The sequence below is a fragment of the Promicromonospora vindobonensis genome (genome assembly GCF_042685865.1).
Lineage (GTDB): Bacteria > Actinomycetota > Actinomycetes > Actinomycetales > Cellulomonadaceae > Promicromonospora > Promicromonospora vindobonensis.
The window spans coordinates 2646641-2664048 of sequence record NZ_JBHUOG010000002.1 but is presented as its reverse complement, the minus strand read 5'-3'; the positions used below and the strand labels follow the sequence as shown (position 1 = coordinate 2664048).

Genomic DNA, 17408 nt, shown 5'->3' with positions numbered 1-17408 from the left:
GCCAGGGTCTGCCAGGGTGAAAATTCGATGGAGTGTTAACGTGAAGCGCCTTGTAATCGCCGCATCATATGTAAAGGAGTTCTGGCACCCCTGTGTGACACCTCGGTGACCCGGGTGAGTGGGGTGCCGTCGTGATGAGTACTTCAGAAGCCACGAAGTCCCTGCTGGGCCAGGTCCAGCGCGCCGCACATCGTGTCGAGCGTGCGGCCCTCGGCCCGTCCGGGCAACGAGTCGGCACGGACAGGATCGTCTTCGGCGTCGCGGGGCTGATCGCAGTCGGGTTCATCGCGTGGGGCTTCGCCAGCCCCGAGACGCTGGGCTCGGTCTCGACGGCGGCCCTCAACGGCGTGCTGAAGAACTTCGGCTGGCTGTTCGTGATCGCCGCCACGGTGTTCACCGTGTTCGTGCTCGTCGTCGCGATGGGCCGGTTCGGCAAGATCACGCTCGGCCAGGACGGTGAGAAGCCGCAGTACAAGACGTCCTCCTGGATCGCGATGATGTTCGCGACCGGCATGGGCATCGGCCTCATGTTCTACGGCGTGGGCGAGCCGCTGTACTTCTACATGTCCCCGCCGCCAGGAACGGTCGAGGGCTCCACGCCGGAAGCCGCCGCCACCGCCATGGGCACCACCCTGTTCCACTGGACGCTGTACCCGTGGGCCATGTACGCGATCGTCGGCCTCGGCATGGCCTACGGCACCTACCGCCTGGGCCGCGCCCAGCTCTTCAGCTCGATGTTCACGTCGCTCTTCGGCCGCAAGGCGGTCAACGGCGTCGGCGGGCGGGTCATCAACATCCTGGCGATCCTCGCCACGCTGTTCGGCTCCGCCTGCTCGCTGGGCCTCGGCGCCCTGCAGATCGGCGGCGGCCTGCAGCACTCCGGCTTCCTCGGCAACGTCGGCACCGCCGGGCTCGTGGTCATCATCGCGATCCTGACCGCCCTCTTCGTCATCTCGGCGGTCTCCGGCATCGAGCGCGGTATCCAGTGGCTGTCCAACGCCAACATGTGGCTCGCCCTGGTGCTCGCGATCATCGTGTTCGTCGGCGGGCCCACCCTGTTCATCCTGAACGTGCTGCCCGCCTCCCTCGGTGCCTTCGTCGGCGACCTGCCCGAGATGGCCTCCCGCACAGCGGCCTCCGGCGACCAGTCCCTGTCCGACTGGATGGGCACCTGGACGATCTTCTACTGGGCCTGGTGGGTGTCCTGGACCCCGTTCGTCGGCCCGTTCATCGCGCGCATCTCGCGTGGGCGCACCGTGCGCCAGTTCGTCGTCGGCGTGCTGCTGGTCCCCTCCATCGTCTCGACGGTCTGGTTCGCGATCTTCGGCGGCGGCGCCATCGGCCTGCAGGAACGGGCGGAGCAGGCGGAGGACGCCGGTACGGCGCTCGCCGCCATCGGCGAGGCCGGGGCCGACATCAACTTCGACCTCATCCTGTTCCAGACCCTCGGCGCCTTGTCGGTCCCCGGCTGGGTCGGGCTCGTCCTGATGGGCCTCGCGGTCGTCCTCGTGGCGATCTTCTTCGTCACCGGAGCGGACTCCGCCTCCATCATCATGGGCGGTCTCTCCGAGAACGGCGCCGAGCACCCGAGCAGGAAGGCCGTGGTCTTCTGGGGTGTGAGCACCGGAGCCGTCGCCGCAGCGATGCTGCTGGCCGGTGGTAGCGACCCGGCCAGCGCCCTGAACGGGCTCAAGAACATCACCATCGTCTCGGCGCTGCCGTTCGTCGTGGTGATGCTCGTGCTCTGCGTCGCGCTGTGGAAGGACCTCTCGCGCGACCCGCTCGTCCTCAAGGGCGAGCTCGCCGTCCAGGTGCTGCGCGAGACGGTCGACTCCGGCGTCGAGAAGCACGACGGAGAGCCGTTCGAGCTCTCCACGTCGGCCTCGGCCACCGAGGAGGACACGCCCTCGACCCCGAGCAACGGGGTGCCCGTCGTCGAGGGGTCGGTCACCAAGGACTGATCCGCGCGCGGCTGTCTGACGTGCAGGTCACCGCGGTGACCTGCACGTCCGTCATGTTCCGGGCGGGCGGCGCCGCATAATCCGTTGCCAGGCCCGCTCCGACCAACGACCGTGTGCCTATGACCGACACCTCCCGCCTGCTCCAGGCCTACGACGAGCAGCTCCGCACCGACGCCGAGACCCCGAGCGCCATCTCCGTCACGCGTCTCGGACCGCTGCGACTGGTGACCTTCCTCGGCGGCCGCGGTTTCGTCACCTACCGCGACCTCGGCGGCGCCGACGACGCCGGGGTCCGCACGCTGGTCGACCAGGCCGTCGCGCACTTCCGCGCCGACGGCGGCATCACGAGCGTCGAGTGGAAGACACGTGGCCACGACCACGCCCCCGGCCTCCACGAGGCGCTGCTCGAGCACGGGTTCGTCCCCGAGGAGCCGGAGTCGATCATGATCGGCGAGGCCGCGGCGCTCGCGGTGGACGTGCCGCTGCCGGACGGCGTCACCCTGCGGCGCATCACCGAGGAGCCCGACGTCCGCGCGATGTCGACGATGGCGGACGAGGTGTTCGGTGACCCGGTGTCGGACAAGCACGCCAACCAGCTCCTGCACCGCCTGGGGCTGGACGACGGCATGGAGCTCTGGGTCGCGGAGGCCGACGGCGAGATCGTCACGGCGGGCCGGCTGGAGCCGGTGCCCGACACCGAGTTCGCCGGGGTCTGGGGTGGCTGCTCGCGGCCGGAGTGGCGCGGGCGCGGCATCTACCGGGCGCTGACGGCGGCCCGCGCGCGCTCGGCACTGGCCCTTGGCAAGACGCTGATCCACAGCGACTCGACCGAGTACTCCCGCCCCATCCTCGAGCGGTACGGCTTCGTCAAGGTGTCCACGACGACGCCCTACGCCTGGGAGCGCTGACCGCCCCGGCAGCCGGCGGCGCCGGCAGGCGGGGCGACCCGACGACGCTCACTCCGCCCGCCGTCGCCCCATGATGTTCGCCGGCTCGGTGATGCCCGCGTAGCGGAACCCCGGCACCAGGTCGACGAAACCCAGCCGGCGGTAGAGCAGCTTCGCGCGGTCGGACGGGTCGGCGGTGGTGGACAGCAGCGTGTGCCGCTGCGGCGTCCGGTCGAGCAGCGCGCGCAGCAGCGCGGTCCCGAGCCCTCTGCCCTGGTGCTCCGGCAGGATCTCCAGCTCGTTGAGCTCGAACGCGTCCCTCGTCCACGCGGCGTGCCCGGCCCGGTCGAGAGCCGGTCCGACCTGTTGCGGCCACCAGTGCTCCGGCTGGTAGTCGAACCCGTACACGAACCCCACCAGGGTCTCGCCGTCGAACGCGCCGAAGGTCAGTGCCCCGTCGTACAGCGGAAGGTAGGCGATCCGGGTGTCCCGGAAGTGGTCGCGGCGCTCGTCCGAGTAGTCGAAGGCGCGCTGGTAGATCCTGGCTATCTCGTCGGCGCGCCGCAGCACCTCTGAGGTCGCCAACGTGCGGATCGTCATATCGGCACGCTAGCGCCGTCCGCCCGGGTCGGCGCGAGGGACGACGGTCGCCAGGTAGGCAGCCACCTCGGTCTCGGACCAGCCGTGCGCCTCCCGCAGACCCGCCCCGATCATCGCCACGTAGGCGGCCGACGGCGCCGCGTGGGGCAGCTCCGTGTGCCCGTGCGGCGCGGTGAACGTGAGCATGGGCAGCCCGTCCAGGTGCCCGACGGCGACCAGGGTCTCGTAGCGCCCCGGCCCTGCGGCGTGCCGGCCGTCGATGCCCGCGCGGAGCACGGCCTCCAGCGGGTCGTCCGGAGCGGGGGCGCGGTGCATCTCCTGCGCCGCGACGTCGGCGAGCTGGGCGGCGGTGATGCGGTAGGCGCGGGCCGGCGTCGGGCCGACCGCGTCGTGGTCGTAGAACGCCATGCCGCCACCCCATACGGACGACTCACCGGCGAACCAGAGGCGTCCGGGCAGGTGGACCGCCCGGTCCTCCCGCGGGAGGGTGCGGTCGCGTGCGCCCTCGTGGTGCCGCTGCGCACCCGCAGGCCGCCCGCCCGCCAGATAGCAGGCCAGCCGGGTCCTGGACATGTTGGACCCGTAGCTCACGTACCAGACCTCGGTGCTCAGCGGTCGATCTCCTCGGCGACGGTGGTGCGGCACAAACGACCGACACGCTACGCGCCGAAGGTTCTTCGGGGGAACCAGGGCGACACGACGCGCGTTTGACGAGGCGGAGTTGGACAAGCGTCCTAGACTCGACGAAGCAGGGATTCTTACGAGGCGGAGTGTGTGTCGTGGTTCAAGGCAAGGTCATCAGGTTCGATGAGGTTCGTGGCTATGGGTTCGTTGCGCCGGACACGGGCGGCGACGACGTGTTCATCCACGTCAACGACCTCGAGTTCGACAAGCGCCATCTCGCGGTGGGCGCCGTGGTGGACTTCGCGGTCGAGGACGGTGACAGGGGCCTGAAGGCCTCGACGGTCACCCTGGTCGCACCGGCCCCGGCGCTGGCGACGGCTGCAGTCGGCGCGGGAGCGCCGTCCGCGCCCGCCCCGGCCTTCCTCCCGCCGCTGCCCGACCCCGGGTCGAGGCCCGACGGCGACGCGCCGTCCGAGCGAGAGCTCGCGGCGGAGGTCACCGAGGTGCTCCTCGCGGGGGTGCCCAGCCTCACCGCCGAGCAGGTGCTCGCGACCCGAGGCGTGTTCGTCGCGGTGGCGCGCTCGCACGGCTGGGTGTGAGCTTCGTTCCCCGGTGTTAACGCCCTGTTTCCATCTCTGATGCGCGGCGACGGTGCCGCTACGGGGCGATATCAGGTCGGTAACGATCAGATCGGGCAAACGGCGAAGTAGGGCAAACCCTCCCATCGCGTGAGTAGCGTGGCCGGAAACCATGACGGTGACGGACGTCTCACCCTGGCGCGCGCTACGGCGCGCTGCCAAAATTCCGTCGCCGGCATCCTTTTGAGGAGGAACATTGAAGATCAGGCGACTGAGCGCCGCCGTCGCAGTGGCCGCCACGGGTGCGCTGCTGTTCTCGGCGTGCACGAGCCCTGCTGGCAGCGACGACCCGGCGGACGGCGAGTCCACCGCGTCATCGGCAGAGGCCGACGGCCCGTGCAAGGCCGACCTCGGTGAGGTCGAGACCGCCGACGGCGAGATCAAGGTGTCCGTCGAGGACGAGTTCCTCGGCTACAACTCGTTGACCCCGGAGACCTACTCCACGTACAACAGCGCGGTCACCGACCGCCTGTTCAGCAAGTTCTACTACTTCGGCACCGACGGCACGATCTGCCCGGACGAGTCCTACGGCACCTACGAGGCCATCTCGGAGGACCCGCTGCAGGTCGAGTACACCCTCAACGACGAGGCTGCTTGGTCGGACGGCACGCCGGTCACGTACGCGGACTACATGCTCGACTGGGCCGCCCGCGCGATCACCGTCGACGGCGAGGTGACCGAGGACGGCACCGAGAAGCCCCTCTTCAACCACATCGACGGCCTGTCGCTGGGTGACTACGTTCCCGAGGGCCCGCAGGCGGACTCCGTGGACGCCAAGACCTTCACGTACGACTACGAGCGCGTGTACGCCGACTGGAAGATCCACTCGTACCCGCCCCTGCCCGCGCACGTCGCCGCGGAGCAGGCGGGCGTCTCCACCGAGGAGCTCGTCACCGCCATCCAGGAGCGTGACCTGCCGGTCCTGAAGAAGGCCGCCAAGTTCTGGAACGAGGGCTGGCTCTCGCAGCCTGGCCAGGTTCCCGACCCGGCAGTCGCTCCCGTCACCGGCCCGTACACCTTCAAGGCCGACGGCTGGGAGGGCGGGCAGTACATCACCCTCGAGGCCAACCCCGAGTACTGGGGCACGCCGGCCGCCACGAAGGAGCTCACGTTCCGCTTCGTCGCCGCCGACGCGCAGATCCAGGCGCTCGCCAACGGTGACCTCGACGTCATCCAGCCGAACGGCCCGACCGTCGACACCGTGACGCAGCTCGAGCAGCTCGGTGACGCCGTCAACGTCGACACCGACCAGGGCCTGACCTGGGAGCACCTCGACTTCAACTTCCGCGACAAGGCCCTCTTCGCCGAGAGCCTGGAGGCCCGTGAGGCGTTCGCGCACTGCGTGCCGCGCCAGAAGATGGTGGACGACCTGATCAAGCCGATCGCCCCCGAGGCGACGGTCATGAACGCCCGCGAGGTCTTCCCGTTCCAGGACAACTACGAGGACGTCGTGTCCGGCTCCTATGACGGCCGGTACGACGAGGTCGACCTCGACGCCGCCAAGGAGAAGTTCGAGGCCGCCGGCCTCGAGGAGGGCGTCAAGGTCCGCATCGGCTACGCCGCTCCGAACCCGCGTCGTGCGGCCCAGGTCGAGGCCATCAAGTCCTCGTGCGACCAGGTCGGCTTCGACGTCGTCGACACCGCCGCGCCGGACTTCTTCGACAAGGCACTGCCGAACGGTGACTACGAGGTCGCCATGTTCGCGTGGGCGGGCTCCGGCCAGATCGCCTCGGGCGAGAACATCTACTCGACGCCGGGCACGCAGAACTACGGCGAGTACTCCGACGAGACCGTCGACGAGGCCTGGAAGACGCTGGCCTCGTCCGTCGACGAGGCGGTGCACCAGGAGCAGACCGTGATCATCGAGAAGCAGCTGTGGGACACGCTCTTCGGTATCCCGCTGTTTGCGCACCCGGGTGTCATCGCCAGCACCTCCGACCTGCAGAACGTGCGGAACACCGCCGCGCAGGACGGCGTGATGTGGAACGGCGAGCAGTGGTCGCGCCCTTCCTGACGCGAGCCTGACGTAAGACCTGCGGGGAAGGGAGCGTCTGTTCCCTTCCCCGCAGGGCTGTCTGCCGCCGTTCAGGATTATTTCCCGGCCTGACCTGGGCGAACGGCGGCAATTTTCATCCGGTGTCCTATAGTGACACGCTGATCGCTTTCCCCAGCAGACGCCGTGCTGCGTCCGCCTCGAAGGGCCAATCCGTGCTCAAGTTCATCCTCCGGCGCATCGGCGCCTCGGCGCTCGTCCTGCTCGGCGCCTCATTGCTCATGTTCTTCCTGACCATCAACTCGGGCGACCCGCTGAAGGACCTTCGGGAGTCGAACGACCCGAACCGCGACCAGCTCATGGCCGAGCGAACCGAGCGGTTGCGGCTCGACGACTCGCCCTGGGAGCGGTACTGGGACTGGCTCACGGGTGTCGGAGGCTGCTTCACCGGCAACTGCGACCTCGGCGTCACCATCAACGGCATCGACGTGCTCGGCCTCACGCAGCAGGCGGCGTCCTCCACGCTGCGGCTCATCACACTCTCCACGCTGCTCGCCATCGTCGTCGGTGTAGCGCTCGGGATCCTCACCGCGATCCGCCAGTACTCCGGGTTCGACTACACGGTGACGTTCAGTGCCTTCCTCTTCTTCTCGCTGCCCGTGTTCTGGGCGGCGACGCTGCTCAAGGAGTTCGCGGCCATCCAGTACAACAACTGGATCGCCGTCGGCCAGTACGCGCCATGGACCATAGTGATCGTCGCGGCGTTAGCGGGGTTCCTGCTCCAGGCGGTCCTCGGCGGGTCCACGAGACGCCGGCTGGCCACGGCCGTCGGGGTGTTCGGCTTCGTCACGGTCATGCTCTTCGTCTTCAACGCGCTCGACTGGTGGCGCAACCCGATGTTCGGCATCGGCGGCGTGCTCCTGGTCTCGGCCGCTGCGGGCGTGCTCGTGACGGCACTGACCGCCGGGCTGCGCAACCGACGGGTGCTCTACGCGGCGCTCACCACCGCCGTCGTCGGCGTGGTCGCCTACTGGTTCACCGCCCCGCTCCTCGTCGACGAACCGACCTGGCTGCTCCTCATCGGCCTCTTCGTGGTCGCCGTGGTGGTCTCGGTGGCCGTCGGCGCCGCCTGGGGTGGGTACGCGCGCAAGCAGGCCATGCTGGTCACCGGCATCACGGGAGTCATCACCAGCTTCATGGTTGTCGCGGACATCCTCATCGCGCACTGGAGCGGCTTCCTGGGGATCAAGTCGCGCCCCATCTCGACCATCGGCTCGCAGACGCCGAACTTCAACGGCGAGTTCTGGGAGCGCGCGCTCGACATGGGCACCCAGATCCTGCTGCCGACCATCCTGCTCACCCTGGTCTCCGTGGCGACGCACTCCCGCTACACGCGGTCGTCCATGCTGGAGACCCTGAACCAGGACTACGTGCGGACGGCCCGGTCGAAGGGCCTGTCCGAGCGCGAGGTCATCGTCAAGCACGCCTTCCGCAACGCGCTGATCCCGATCACGACCATCGTCGCGTTCGACTTCGCCGCCCTCATCGGCGGCGCGATCATCACGGAAGAGGTCTTTGGCTGGAAGGGCATGGGCGCCCTGTTCCAGGACGGCCTCAACGCCGTCGACCCGGCACCGGTCATGGCGTTCTTCCTCGTCACCGGCATCGCAGCCGTGCTGATGAACCTGCTGGCAGACATCGCGTACGCGGCCCTCGACCCCCGGATCCGGCGCTGAGCGCGGGCGAAGGCAGGAGACACAGACATGAGTGACATCAGGAACAGCAATCCAGGCGGCGAGGACTACGAGCCCCAGGTGTCGGCCACCGGCACCGACGCGGTCGGCCTCGCGGCCGGCGGGTCAGCCGCCCCGCTGCCCGGCGAGGACAAGTCGTACAGCCAGGGCCAGCTCGTCGCGCGCCGCTTCTTCCGGCACCGGGGTGCGCTCACCGCGATGATCGTGCTCGGGATCATCGTCGTCGTGGCGTTCACCTCGATCGGCGTCGGTCCCGTCCCGGGCTGGTGGCCCAAGGAGTACACGCTCCAGTACGACAAGATCGGCGACGGCGCCCCCACCTGGGAGTACCCGTTCGGCCAGGACACCGGCGGCAAGGACTACTTCGCCCTCGTCATGCGCGGCACCCAGTTCTCGCTCATCATCGCGTTCGCCGTCGGCATCATCTCGACGCTCGTCGGCACCGTGGTCGGCGCTCTGGCCGGGTTCTACCGCGGCTGGCTCGAGTCGATCCTCATGCGCATGACCGACGTCTTCATCGTGATCCCGCTGCTCGCCGTTGCCGCGGTGCTCGGCCGGATGGCCGGCGAGTCCGGCATCTGGGGCCTGGCCTTCGTGCTCGGCCTGGTCACCTGGACCAGCCTGGCGCGACTGGTGCGCGGTGAGGTGCTCTCGCTGCGCGAGCGCGACTTCGTGCTCGCCGCCCAGGCGGTCGGCACCGGTGCGTGGCGCATCATCACCCGGCACGTGCTGCCCAACGCGATCGGCGTCATCATCGTGTCGGCGACGCTGTCGATCTCCACCGCCATCCTGCTCGAGACCTCGCTCAGCTTCCTCGGGTTCGGCGTGCAGGCGCCGGACACGTCGCTGGGCACGCTCATCAACGAGTACCAGTCGGCCTTCGCGACGCGGCCGTGGCTGTTCTGGTGGCCGGGCCTGATGATCCTGACGATCGCCCTGTGCGTGAACTTCATCGGCGACGGCCTGCGTGACGCGTTCGATCCCCGCCAGAACCGGAGCAAGGACTGAGCATGACTACTCTCGACATCAGTGCTCCCGGTCCCGTCTCGGCGGCCGGCGACGCCGTCCTCGCGTTCGAGGGCCTCGACGTGACGTTCAAGACCGAGTTCGGCGACGTGCACGCCGTCAAGGGCATCGACCTGGAGGTGCGTCCCGGCGAGGTCGTCGCCCTCGTGGGCGAGTCCGGTTCGGGCAAGTCCGTCACCTCCATGACGGCGCTCGGCCTGCTGCCGCGCAACGCGCGCGTCAGCGGCACCATCCGCGTGGGTGACAAGGTGGTGGGCGGCCTCGACGGCAGGGGCCTGCGCACCATGCGCGGCAACGACGTGGCCATGGTGTTCCAGGAGCCCATGACCGCGCTGAACCCGGTGCTCACCATCGGCGACCAGCTCACGGAGGGCCTGCAGCTGCACGGCCTCGCCTACGGCCGGAAGGCCATGGAGCGGGCCGCCGAGCTGCTCGACATGGTCGGCATCCCCGAGCCGGAGCGCCGGCTCAAGCAGTACCCGCACGAGCTCTCCGGCGGTCAGCGCCAGCGCGTGGTCATCGCCATGGCCATCGCCTGCGACCCCAAGGTGATCATCGCCGACGAGCCGACCACCGCCCTCGACGTGACGGTGCAGGCGGACATCCTCGACCTGCTGCGCTCGCTCAAGGACAAGCTCGACACCGGCATCCTGCTGATCACCCACAACATGGGCGTCGTCGCGGACATGGCCGACCGCGTCGCCGTCATGCTCAAGGGCGACATCGTCGAGACCGGCACGGCCGACCAGGTGCTGAACCACCCGCGGCACGACTACACGAAGCGCCTGCTGGCCGCCGTGCCCCACCTGGGGTCCGGCCCGGGCCAGTTCGGCGACGTCGCGCCGGTGCAGGCGGCGGCGGGCGACCTGCCCGCGCTCGAGCTGAGCAGCCTCGTCATCGAGTACCACCGGATCGGCAAGCCGACCTTCCGGGCCGTCGACGACGTGTCGGTGTCGGTGGCCCAGGGCGAGATCGTGGGCCTGGTGGGCGAGTCGGGCTCCGGCAAGTCCACCATCGCGAAGTGCGCGCTGGGGCTCATCCCTGCCGCCTCGGGCTCCGTGTCGATCCTCGGGCGCGACCTCACGAAGCTCCGCGGCAAGGAGCTCAAGACGCTGCGCAAGCGCATCGGCGTCGTGTTCCAGGACCCGGCGTCGTCCCTCAACCCCCGGCTGCCGATCGGTGACGTGATCGCTGAGCCGCTGGTGGTGCACAAGGAGGGCGACGACCGTTCGCGGCGGAACCGCGTGCTGGAGCTGCTCGACGCCGTCGAGCTGCCCCGCAGCGCCTACAACCGCTACCCGCACGAGCTCTCCGGCGGCCAGCGCCAGCGCGTCAGCATCGCGCGCGCCCTCACGCTCGACCCCGAGCTGCTGGTCGCGGACGAGCCGACGTCGGCGCTGGACGTGTCCGTGCAGGCGAACGTGCTGAAGATGTTCACGGCGCTGCAGGAGCGCTACAAGTTCGCCTGCCTCTTCGTGAGCCACGACCTGGCGGTGATCGACCTGCTCGCCCACCGGGTGGTGGTGCTGCAGAACGGCAGGATCGTGGAGCAGGGGGCGCGCGAGGAGGTCCTGCACAACCCTCGCGAGGAGTACACGCAGCGCCTCCTCGCCGCCGCGCCCGTGCCGGAGCCGCTGGAGCAGCGTCGCCGGCGCGAGGCGCGGCACGCCCTGCTGGCACAGCTGGGCGACGAGGTCGCGGAGCTGCGCGTCGACGCGGGCCACGAACGTCCGGAGCCGCGGCAGGACGAGGGTGGCAACGCCTCGGGCCTGGGCGGCCTCTGACCCCGTTTGCTGTGGGCGCGATTGATGTGACTACACGCCCGTTTTAGGCGCAATGATCGCGCCCACAGCAAAACGCGGAGGGTTATTCGGCGGCGTCGGCCGTGATGCGGACCTCGCCCCGGCCGAGCCGGGACTCGGCCTGGACCCAGGCGGCCTCGTCGCGCAGCCACACCCGGTCGGCCACGTGCACCTCGACCACCTGCGTGGCCTGGGCCGTCGCGACTGCCCACTGGCCGGTCGCCCAGGCGCCGCGCTCGGGGTCGTCCGGCGTGAGCGGCGTCGCGTCCACCGTCACCGTCGACGACGCGGGGTCCTGCCGGTTCGGGTCCGCCGCGCCGGTCGCGGGGGCGAGCCCCAGGTCGCGGCCGAGCCGTCCGGCGATCACGTCGCGGGCGGCGTCGGGCGCCACCTGGTCGCCGTCAGCCACCGGGCCGAGCTCGCAGGACAGCACCCCGGGGGAGTTGCCGGTGAGGGCAGAGGCCCAGGCGCGCGACCGCATCTCGTGCTGCGCGTACGCGTCGGGGTAGCCCGACCGCTGGACGGTCTGTGCGGCGTCCGTCACCGCCATGTCCTCGTACCCCTCGACCTTGACCAGCACGTCGTAGAACGCGTTGGTCGAGTACACGGGGTCGAGGATCTCCTCGACGCTGCCCCAGCCCTGCGACGGGCGCTGCTGGAACAGCCCGACGGAGTCGCGGTCGCCGTAGTCGATGTTGATGAGCTTCGACTCCTGCAGCGCCGTGGCCAGCCCGATGGTCGCGGCCCGTGCGGGCAGGCCACGGGCGACGGCGGTGCCGGCCACGAGGGCCGCGTTGTCCGCCTGGTCGGGCGACAGGTACCAGTCCGAGCCGTCGAGCTCGGCGGTGCACCGCTCCGTGACCGGACCGGCGTCCGTCAGGCGGTTCAGCCCCACGACGACGCCGACGGTCGCGACCGCGCACACCGACCCGATGGCCACCACGTACTTGAGGGCGCGTCTCACCGGACGACGCGGTGGTGAGTCGTCGGCGGGCGGCGGGACCGGTGAGCCGGCCTCGGCCACGAGTGCCATACGTGTTCCCTGTCGTTCCGGTCAGTTCGCGTGCAGGGCCTCATTGAGCTCGATCCCGACGCCGGTCCGGTCGAGCACCTCGACCGCACCGGTGGTGGAGTTCCGGCGGAAGAGCAGGTTGCTGCGTCCCGCGAGGTCACGCGCCTTGACGGTGGCGGTGCCGTCACCGGTCGGGTCCACCGCGGCGCCCAGCACGGTGACCTTGGTGCCCGCAGTGACGTACAGGCCGGCCTCGACCACGCAGTCGTCGCCAAGGGGAATGCCGAGGCCCGCGTTGGCGCCCAGCAGGCAGCGCTCGCCGAGCGACACCACTTCCTTGCCCCCGCCGGACAGCGTGCCCATGATCGAGGCACCACCACCGACGTCGGACCCGTCGCCCACGGTGACTCCGGCCGAGATACGGCCCTCGACCATGGAGGCGCCGAGCGTGCCTGCGTTGTAGTTGACGAAGCCCTCGTGCATCACGGTGGTGCCGGGGGCGAGGTGCGCGCCGAGGCGGACCCGGTCCGCGTCGGCGACGCGGATGCCCGACGGGACCAGGTAGTCGACCATGCGCGGGAACTTGTCGACGCCGAAGACCGTGAGGTGGCCCCTGGCGCGCAGGCGAAGGCGTGTCTCCTCGAAGCCCTCGACCGCGCACGGGCCTGCGCTGGTCCACACGACGTTCGTCAGCACGCCGAAGATGCCGTCCAGGTTGAGCCCGTGGGGGCGCACCACGCGGGCGGAGAGCAGGTGAAGCCGCAGGTAGGCGTCGGAGACGTCCTTCGGCGGGTCGGCGAGGTCGATCTGCGTGGTCACGACCTCGAGCCGGACACGCCGCGCCTCGTCCGCGCCGGCGAGCGCCGCGAGGGCCTCTGGCGGGGTGACGCCTGCGGAGGCCTCGCCGAGGGCGGGCTCGGGGTACCAGGTGTCGAGGGTGGTGCCGTCGTCGGCGATCGTGGCAAGGCCGAAACCCCATGCGGTCGTCATGGCTCCAGCCTAACGGCCGCTCGGAGCCCATAGTGTTGCCCTGTGGATACCGTGATCGACCCTGCCCTGCTCGACCCGTCCGGCCCGGAGTCCGACCTGGTCGCCCTCACCCGGACGATCTGCGACATCCCGTCGGTCAGCGGTGCTGAGACGGCCCTCGCCGACGCGATCGAGGCCCTCCTGCGCGGCTACCCGCACCTCGAGGTGCTGCGCGACGGCGACGCGCTGGTCGCCCGCACGAACCTGGGCAGGGACCGGCGTGTGGTGGTGGCCGGCCACATCGACACGGTGCCCGTCGCGGACAACCTGCCCACCCGCCTGGTGGGCGCTGGGAGCGACGCCGTGCTGTGGGGCCGTGGCACCGTCGACATGCTGGGCGGGGTGGCCGTGGCGCTCGCGCTGGCCACCGAGCTCGGGGCACCGGGCAGCGAGCCCGCGCACGACCTCACGTGGATCTTCTACGACCACGAGGAGGTCGACTCGGCGCTGAACGGGCTCGGCCGGCTCGCGCGCAACCACCCGGACCTGCTGCGGGGCGACTTCGCCATCCTTGGTGAGCCGTCGAACGCGGGGATCGAGGGCGGCTGCAACGGCACGATGCGCGTCGAGCTGCGCACCCGCGGCATCGCCGCGCACTCGGCGCGGGCCTGGATCGGCGAGAACGCGATCCACGCGGCCGCCCCGGTGCTGGCACGGCTCGCCGCGTACGAGCCGCGCGAGGTCGAGGTCGACGGGCTGGTCTACCGCGAGGGCCTCAACGCGGTGCGGATCGACGGCGGCATCGCTGGCAACGTCATCCCGGACGCGTGCACCGTCGAGGTGAACTACCGGTTCGCTCCGTCGCGCTCCGTGCAGGAGGCCGAGACGCACCTGCGCGAGGTCTTCGAGGGGTTCGACCTGGTGGTGACCGACGCAGCAGGGGGCGCCCGGCCGGGCCTCGACGACCCGCTGGCCGCCCAGTTCGTGAAGTCGGTGCTCGCCACCACGGGCGGTGCGCCCGCACCGAAGTACGGGTGGACGGACGTCGCCCGGTTCTCCGAGCTGGGCGTCCCTGCGGTGAACTTCGGCCCCGGCGACCCGCTGCTCGCGCACAAGGACGACGAGCACCTTCCCGTGGGGCAGCTCGCGCAGTGCCGCGACGCGCTGCGAGCTTGGCTCCTCGGCGGATAGTTTGGGCGCATGAGCGACGACGGCATACCCCAGTCCGGCCGCGGATACCGCCGCGGTCCGGTACTGCTCCGCGGGAACCAGATCCCGAAGACCACCACGGACCAACGACTCCTGGCGCCCGACCAGGAGACCGACTGGCTGCACAGCGACCCGTGGCGCGTGATGCGCATCCAGAGCGAGTTCGTCGAGGGCTTCGGCGCCCTCGCGGAGCTCGGGCCGGCGGTGTCGGTGTTCGGCTCGGCACGGACCAAGCCGGACCACGAGGACTACCGGGCAGGGGAGACGGTCGGCAGGCTCCTGGTGGAGGCGGGCTACTCCGTCATCACGGGCGGCGGGCCCGGCGTCATGGAGGCAGCGAACAAGGGCGCATCCGAGGCCGGCGGTACCTCGGTGGGTCTCGGTATCGAGCTGCCCTTCGAACAGGGCGTCAACGAGTTCGTGAATCTCGGCATCAACTTCCGGTACTTCTTCGCGCGAAAGACGATGTTCCTGAAGTACGCACAGGGATTCATCGTGATGCCCGGGGGATTCGGTACGTTCGACGAGCTCTTCGAGGCGGTCACTCTCGTTCAGACGCACAAGGTGACGCAGTTCCCGCTCGTCCTCGTGGGCAAGGACTACTGGGGCGGACTTCTGGAGTGGATCCGGTCCACCGCGCTGACGCACGGCACCATCAGCCAGGCCGACCTCGACATCATGTACCTCACCGACGACCCGGCGGAGGCGGTGCGGCACGTCGTCGAACGTGCCCACCAGATCGCCGCGGAGCAGGCCGCGCTCCAGGCTGCGGTCGCCGCCGAGCGCGCCACGGAGGAGGCGGCGCTCGAGGGGCCCGGGCTGCCGAGCACCCTTGGCGGCGCCTAGGTGAACGGTTCCGACGTCCTCGGCCAGAGCGTTCCGCAGGCTTCCGCACCGTTGGTGCTGCGCGGGCGCGAGGTCGGTCGAGAGGGGCGCGCGGTGCGCCCCGTGGTGATGGCGGTCCTGAACCGCACCACCGACTCGTTCTACGCCCCCGCCCGTGTGCCGGACGACGCCGCTGCGCTGGCCGCGGCGGAGCGCGCGTTCGAGGCGGGCGCGGAGATCCTCGACGTCGGGGGCGTGCGGGCAGGCAACGGCTCGCCGGTGGACGAGGCGGAGGAGATCCGCCGCGTCGTACCCTTCGTCGCGGCGGTCCGCCGCACGGTGCCGGACCTTCTGGTCTCGGTCGACACCTGGCGCGCGGGCGTGGCGAGGGCGGCGATCGACGCGGGGGCCGACCTGATCAACGACACCTGGGCCGGGCACGACCCGGGCCTCGTCGAGGTGGCGGGAGCGGCCGGCGTCGGCGTCGTCTGCTCCCACACGGGGGGAGCCGTGCCGCGCACGGACCCGTACCGCGTGGAGTATCCCGACCTGTCGGACGGAACGGGGGCTGGGGACGGGCGCGACGGGCTCCTTGCCGACGTCGTGGCGACCCTCAGGGCCGCCGCGGAGCGGGCCGTCGACTGCGGGGTACCGCGCTCGTCGGTGCTCGTGGACCCGACGCACGACTTCGGCAAGAACACCTGGCACTCCCTGCACCTGCTGCGCCGCACCAGCACGCTGGCGGGGCTCGGATTTCCGCTGCTCATGGCGCTTTCCCGCAAAGACTTCGTGGGGGAGACCCTGGACCTTCCGCCGGAGCAACGCCTGGAGGGAACGCTGGGCGCGACGGCGGTGGCCGCGTGGCTCGGCGCACGGGTCTTCCGAACCCACGACGTGGCCGCGACCCGACGGGTTCTCGACCTCGTGGCGGCGGTCCGTGACGAGGCGCCACCGGCCGTAGCGCTGCGTGGTCTTGCCTGATCCGACGAAGGGCGACGAATTGGCGCGTGGAAAGTAAGGGGCGCCAATTGAACTAGAATGTGTCTGTGCCCTCGGCGTTCGCCGGGAACATGAATGCTGCTACACACCGGACAACGGAATGGGAGAGCCACACATGGCTGCGATGAAGCCGCGAACGGGTGACGGACCGCTCGAGGTCACCAAGGAGGGGCGCGGCATCGTCATGCGTGTGCCGCTCGAGGGCGGCGGTCGGCTCGTCGTCGAGCTCAACGCGACCGAGGCAAGCGAGCTCGGCGACGCTCTCCAGACCGTCGTCGGCTGAGCCGGAGGCGCAGCACAGGGTGCGGGACGCGGCGCAAGGACGGGGCACGCGCCTGGTGGGTCTCCGCAGGCTCGGCCGATACCCATAGAGGCTGAGCCCTCCCGGGCCGTCCGTCGCGCGAACCGGCCAGTCGGCGGGTCAGCGGCGGACGGCCAGCAGCAACCCGTCTCCGCTGGGCAGCATGGCAGGCAGTACCCGCTCGTCGTTCCGCAACGTCCGGCCCACCTCGCGCACCACGGTGGTGAGCTCGTCGCGGCGCGCGGGATCCGCCACCCGGTCCCGCAGCAGGGCGCCGTCGACGGCGAGCACGCCGCCCGGTCGCAGCAGGCGCAGGGCCTCGTTGACGTACTCGGGGTAGCCGAGCGGGTCGCTCGCCACCAGCACCAGGTCGTAGGCGCCGTCCGCGAGCCGTGGCAGCACGTCTCCCGGGCGCCCGGGGATGATCCGGGTGCGCTGGGGAGCCACTCGGTCCTCGGCGAACGCGGTGCGCGCGGCCCGCTGGTGCTCCACCTCCCGGTCGATCGTGGTGAGCTGGCCGTCGAGCGGCATACCCCGCAGCAACCAGAGGGCAGCCACGCCGGCGCCGGTGCCCACCTCCACTACGGCGTGCGCGTTCGTGGCGGCGGCGAGGACCCGCAGCACCGCGCCGACACCGGGGAGGACCGCCGGACAACCCAGCTCGGAGGCGCGTTCGCGGGCGCGCAGGAGCACCTCGTCCTCAGGGACGAAGGCCTCGCTGTAGACCCAGGCCGCGACCTTGCCGTGGCCGGACGGCTCCGCTGTGCTGATGGCTTCCTCCGGAAGGAGCTGGACAGATGTGTGCATC

At 70.4% G+C, this 17408-nt stretch carries 16 protein-coding genes; 11 read left to right on the top strand and 5 right to left on the bottom strand.

Translation table 11 applies throughout. The features are described from left to right. The first annotated feature begins 134 nt into the window (after positions 1–134). Positions 135–1961, top strand: a complete 1827-nt coding sequence (locus ACFS27_RS25150; protein ID WP_377189200.1) for a BCCT family transporter — start codon at positions 135–137, stop codon at positions 1959–1961. A 119-nt stretch (positions 1962–2080) separates the two neighbouring features. Beyond that, positions 2081–2869, top strand: a complete 789-nt coding sequence (locus ACFS27_RS25145; protein WP_377189197.1) for a GNAT family N-acetyltransferase — start codon at positions 2081–2083, stop codon at positions 2867–2869. Positions 2870–2917: 48 nt separating this feature from the next. Here ACFS27_RS25145 and ACFS27_RS25140 read toward each other — a convergent pair whose 3' ends face one another. Continuing rightward, entirely contained in the window at positions 2918–3448 is a 531-nt protein-coding gene (locus tag ACFS27_RS25140) for a GNAT family N-acetyltransferase (protein WP_377189194.1), read from the bottom strand. Positions 3449–3457: 9 nt separating this feature from the next. Then, positions 3458–4039, bottom strand: a complete 582-nt coding sequence (locus ACFS27_RS25135) for a histone deacetylase (RefSeq protein WP_377189191.1) — start codon at positions 4037–4039, stop codon at positions 3458–3460. 188 nt (positions 4040–4227) lie between these two features. Here ACFS27_RS25135 and ACFS27_RS25130 point away from each other — a divergent pair, with 188 nt between their 5' ends. The 5 genes from ACFS27_RS25130 to ACFS27_RS25110 all read left to right on the top strand — a co-directional run bounded on the left by ACFS27_RS25130 (position 4228) and on the right by ACFS27_RS25110 (position 11267). Then, the gene (locus ACFS27_RS25130; protein WP_377189188.1) at positions 4228–4671 is read left to right on the top strand and encodes a cold-shock protein; all 444 of its coding nucleotides are present in this window, start codon (positions 4228–4230) and stop codon (positions 4669–4671) included. A gap of 235 nt (positions 4672–4906) precedes the next feature. Further along, positions 4907–6724, top strand: a complete 1818-nt coding sequence (locus tag ACFS27_RS25125) for an ABC transporter substrate-binding protein (RefSeq protein ID WP_377189185.1) — start codon at positions 4907–4909, stop codon at positions 6722–6724. 194 nt (positions 6725–6918) lie between these two features. Continuing rightward, a complete protein-coding gene (locus tag ACFS27_RS25120) occupies positions 6919–8439 on the top strand; it encodes an ABC transporter permease (protein WP_377189182.1) in 1521 nt (506 codons plus the stop codon). Between the two features lie 27 nt (positions 8440–8466). Continuing rightward, complete coding sequence (locus tag ACFS27_RS25115) at positions 8467–9465, top strand: ABC transporter permease (protein ID WP_377189179.1); 999 nt, start codon at positions 8467–8469, stop codon at positions 9463–9465. Between the two features lie 2 nt (positions 9466–9467). After that, the gene (locus tag ACFS27_RS25110; RefSeq protein WP_377189176.1) at positions 9468–11267 is read left to right on the top strand and encodes an ABC transporter ATP-binding protein; all 1800 of its coding nucleotides are present in this window, start codon (positions 9468–9470) and stop codon (positions 11265–11267) included. An 82-nt stretch (positions 11268–11349) separates the two neighbouring features. Here ACFS27_RS25110 and ACFS27_RS25105 read toward each other — a convergent pair whose 3' ends face one another. Both ACFS27_RS25105 and dapD read right to left on the bottom strand, forming a co-directional pair. Then, positions 11350–12318 (bottom strand): hypothetical protein, encoded by a 969-nt coding sequence (locus ACFS27_RS25105; protein ID WP_377189173.1) that lies wholly within the window; start codon positions 12316–12318, stop codon positions 11350–11352. A 21-nt stretch (positions 12319–12339) separates the two neighbouring features. After that, complete coding sequence (gene dapD / locus ACFS27_RS25100) at positions 12340–13287, bottom strand: 2,3,4,5-tetrahydropyridine-2,6-dicarboxylate N-succinyltransferase (RefSeq protein ID WP_377189170.1); 948 nt, start codon at positions 13285–13287, stop codon at positions 12340–12342. A gap of 42 nt (positions 13288–13329) precedes the next feature. On the opposite strand from dapD, the gene dapE reads away from it, so the two are divergent. The 4 genes from dapE to ACFS27_RS25080 all read left to right on the top strand — a co-directional run bounded on the left by dapE (position 13330) and on the right by ACFS27_RS25080 (position 16582). Further along, on the top strand, positions 13330–14457 hold the full coding sequence (gene dapE, locus ACFS27_RS25095) for a succinyl-diaminopimelate desuccinylase (protein ID WP_377189167.1): 1128 nt from the start codon (positions 13330–13332) through the stop codon (positions 14455–14457). Positions 14458–14466: 9 nt separating this feature from the next. Next, on the top strand, positions 14467–15321 hold the full coding sequence (locus ACFS27_RS25090; protein WP_377189164.1) for an LOG family protein: 855 nt from the start codon (positions 14467–14469) through the stop codon (positions 15319–15321). Then, complete coding sequence (gene folP, locus ACFS27_RS25085) at positions 15322–16281, top strand: dihydropteroate synthase (protein ID WP_377189161.1); 960 nt, start codon at positions 15322–15324, stop codon at positions 16279–16281. It abuts the gene before it with no gap. Between the two features lie 133 nt (positions 16282–16414). After that, the gene (locus ACFS27_RS25080; protein WP_084467633.1) at positions 16415–16582 is read left to right on the top strand and encodes a DUF3117 domain-containing protein; all 168 of its coding nucleotides are present in this window, start codon (positions 16415–16417) and stop codon (positions 16580–16582) included. Positions 16583–16720: 138 nt separating this feature from the next. On the opposite strand, the gene ACFS27_RS25075 is transcribed toward ACFS27_RS25080, so the two are convergent. Continuing rightward, positions 16721–17407, bottom strand: coding sequence for an O-methyltransferase (locus tag ACFS27_RS25075; RefSeq protein WP_377191176.1), 687 nt, complete (start codon positions 17405–17407; stop codon positions 16721–16723). Position 17408 lies beyond the last annotated feature (1 nt).

Bases quoted from the DNA above. Each gene is read 5' to 3' on its own strand.
- ACFS27_RS25150 (WP_377189200.1), top strand. From the start codon at position 135: ATGAGTACTTCAGAAGCCACGAAGTCCCTGCTGGGCCAGGTCCAGCGC.
- ACFS27_RS25140 (WP_377189194.1), bottom strand. From the start codon at position 3,448: ATGACGATCCGCACGTTGGCGACCTCAGAGGTGCTGCGGCGCGCCGAC.
- ACFS27_RS25080 (WP_084467633.1), top strand. From the start codon at position 16,415: ATGGCTGCGATGAAGCCGCGAACGGGTGACGGACCGCTCGAGGTCACC.
- ACFS27_RS25105 (WP_377189173.1), bottom strand. From the start codon at position 12,318: ATGGCACTCGTGGCCGAGGCCGGCTCACCGGTCCCGCCGCCCGCCGAC.
- ACFS27_RS25110 (WP_377189176.1), top strand. From the start codon at position 9,468: ATGACTACTCTCGACATCAGTGCTCCCGGTCCCGTCTCGGCGGCCGGC.
- ACFS27_RS25115 (WP_377189179.1), top strand. From the start codon at position 8,467: ATGAGTGACATCAGGAACAGCAATCCAGGCGGCGAGGACTACGAGCCC.
- ACFS27_RS25075 (WP_377191176.1), bottom strand. From the start codon at position 17,407: ATGCACACATCTGTCCAGCTCCTTCCGGAGGAAGCCATCAGCACAGCG.
- ACFS27_RS25090 (WP_377189164.1), top strand. From the start codon at position 14,467: ATGAGCGACGACGGCATACCCCAGTCCGGCCGCGGATACCGCCGCGGT.
- ACFS27_RS25145 (WP_377189197.1), top strand. From the start codon at position 2,081: ATGACCGACACCTCCCGCCTGCTCCAGGCCTACGACGAGCAGCTCCGC.
- dapD (WP_377189170.1), bottom strand. From the start codon at position 13,287: ATGACGACCGCATGGGGTTTCGGCCTTGCCACGATCGCCGACGACGGC.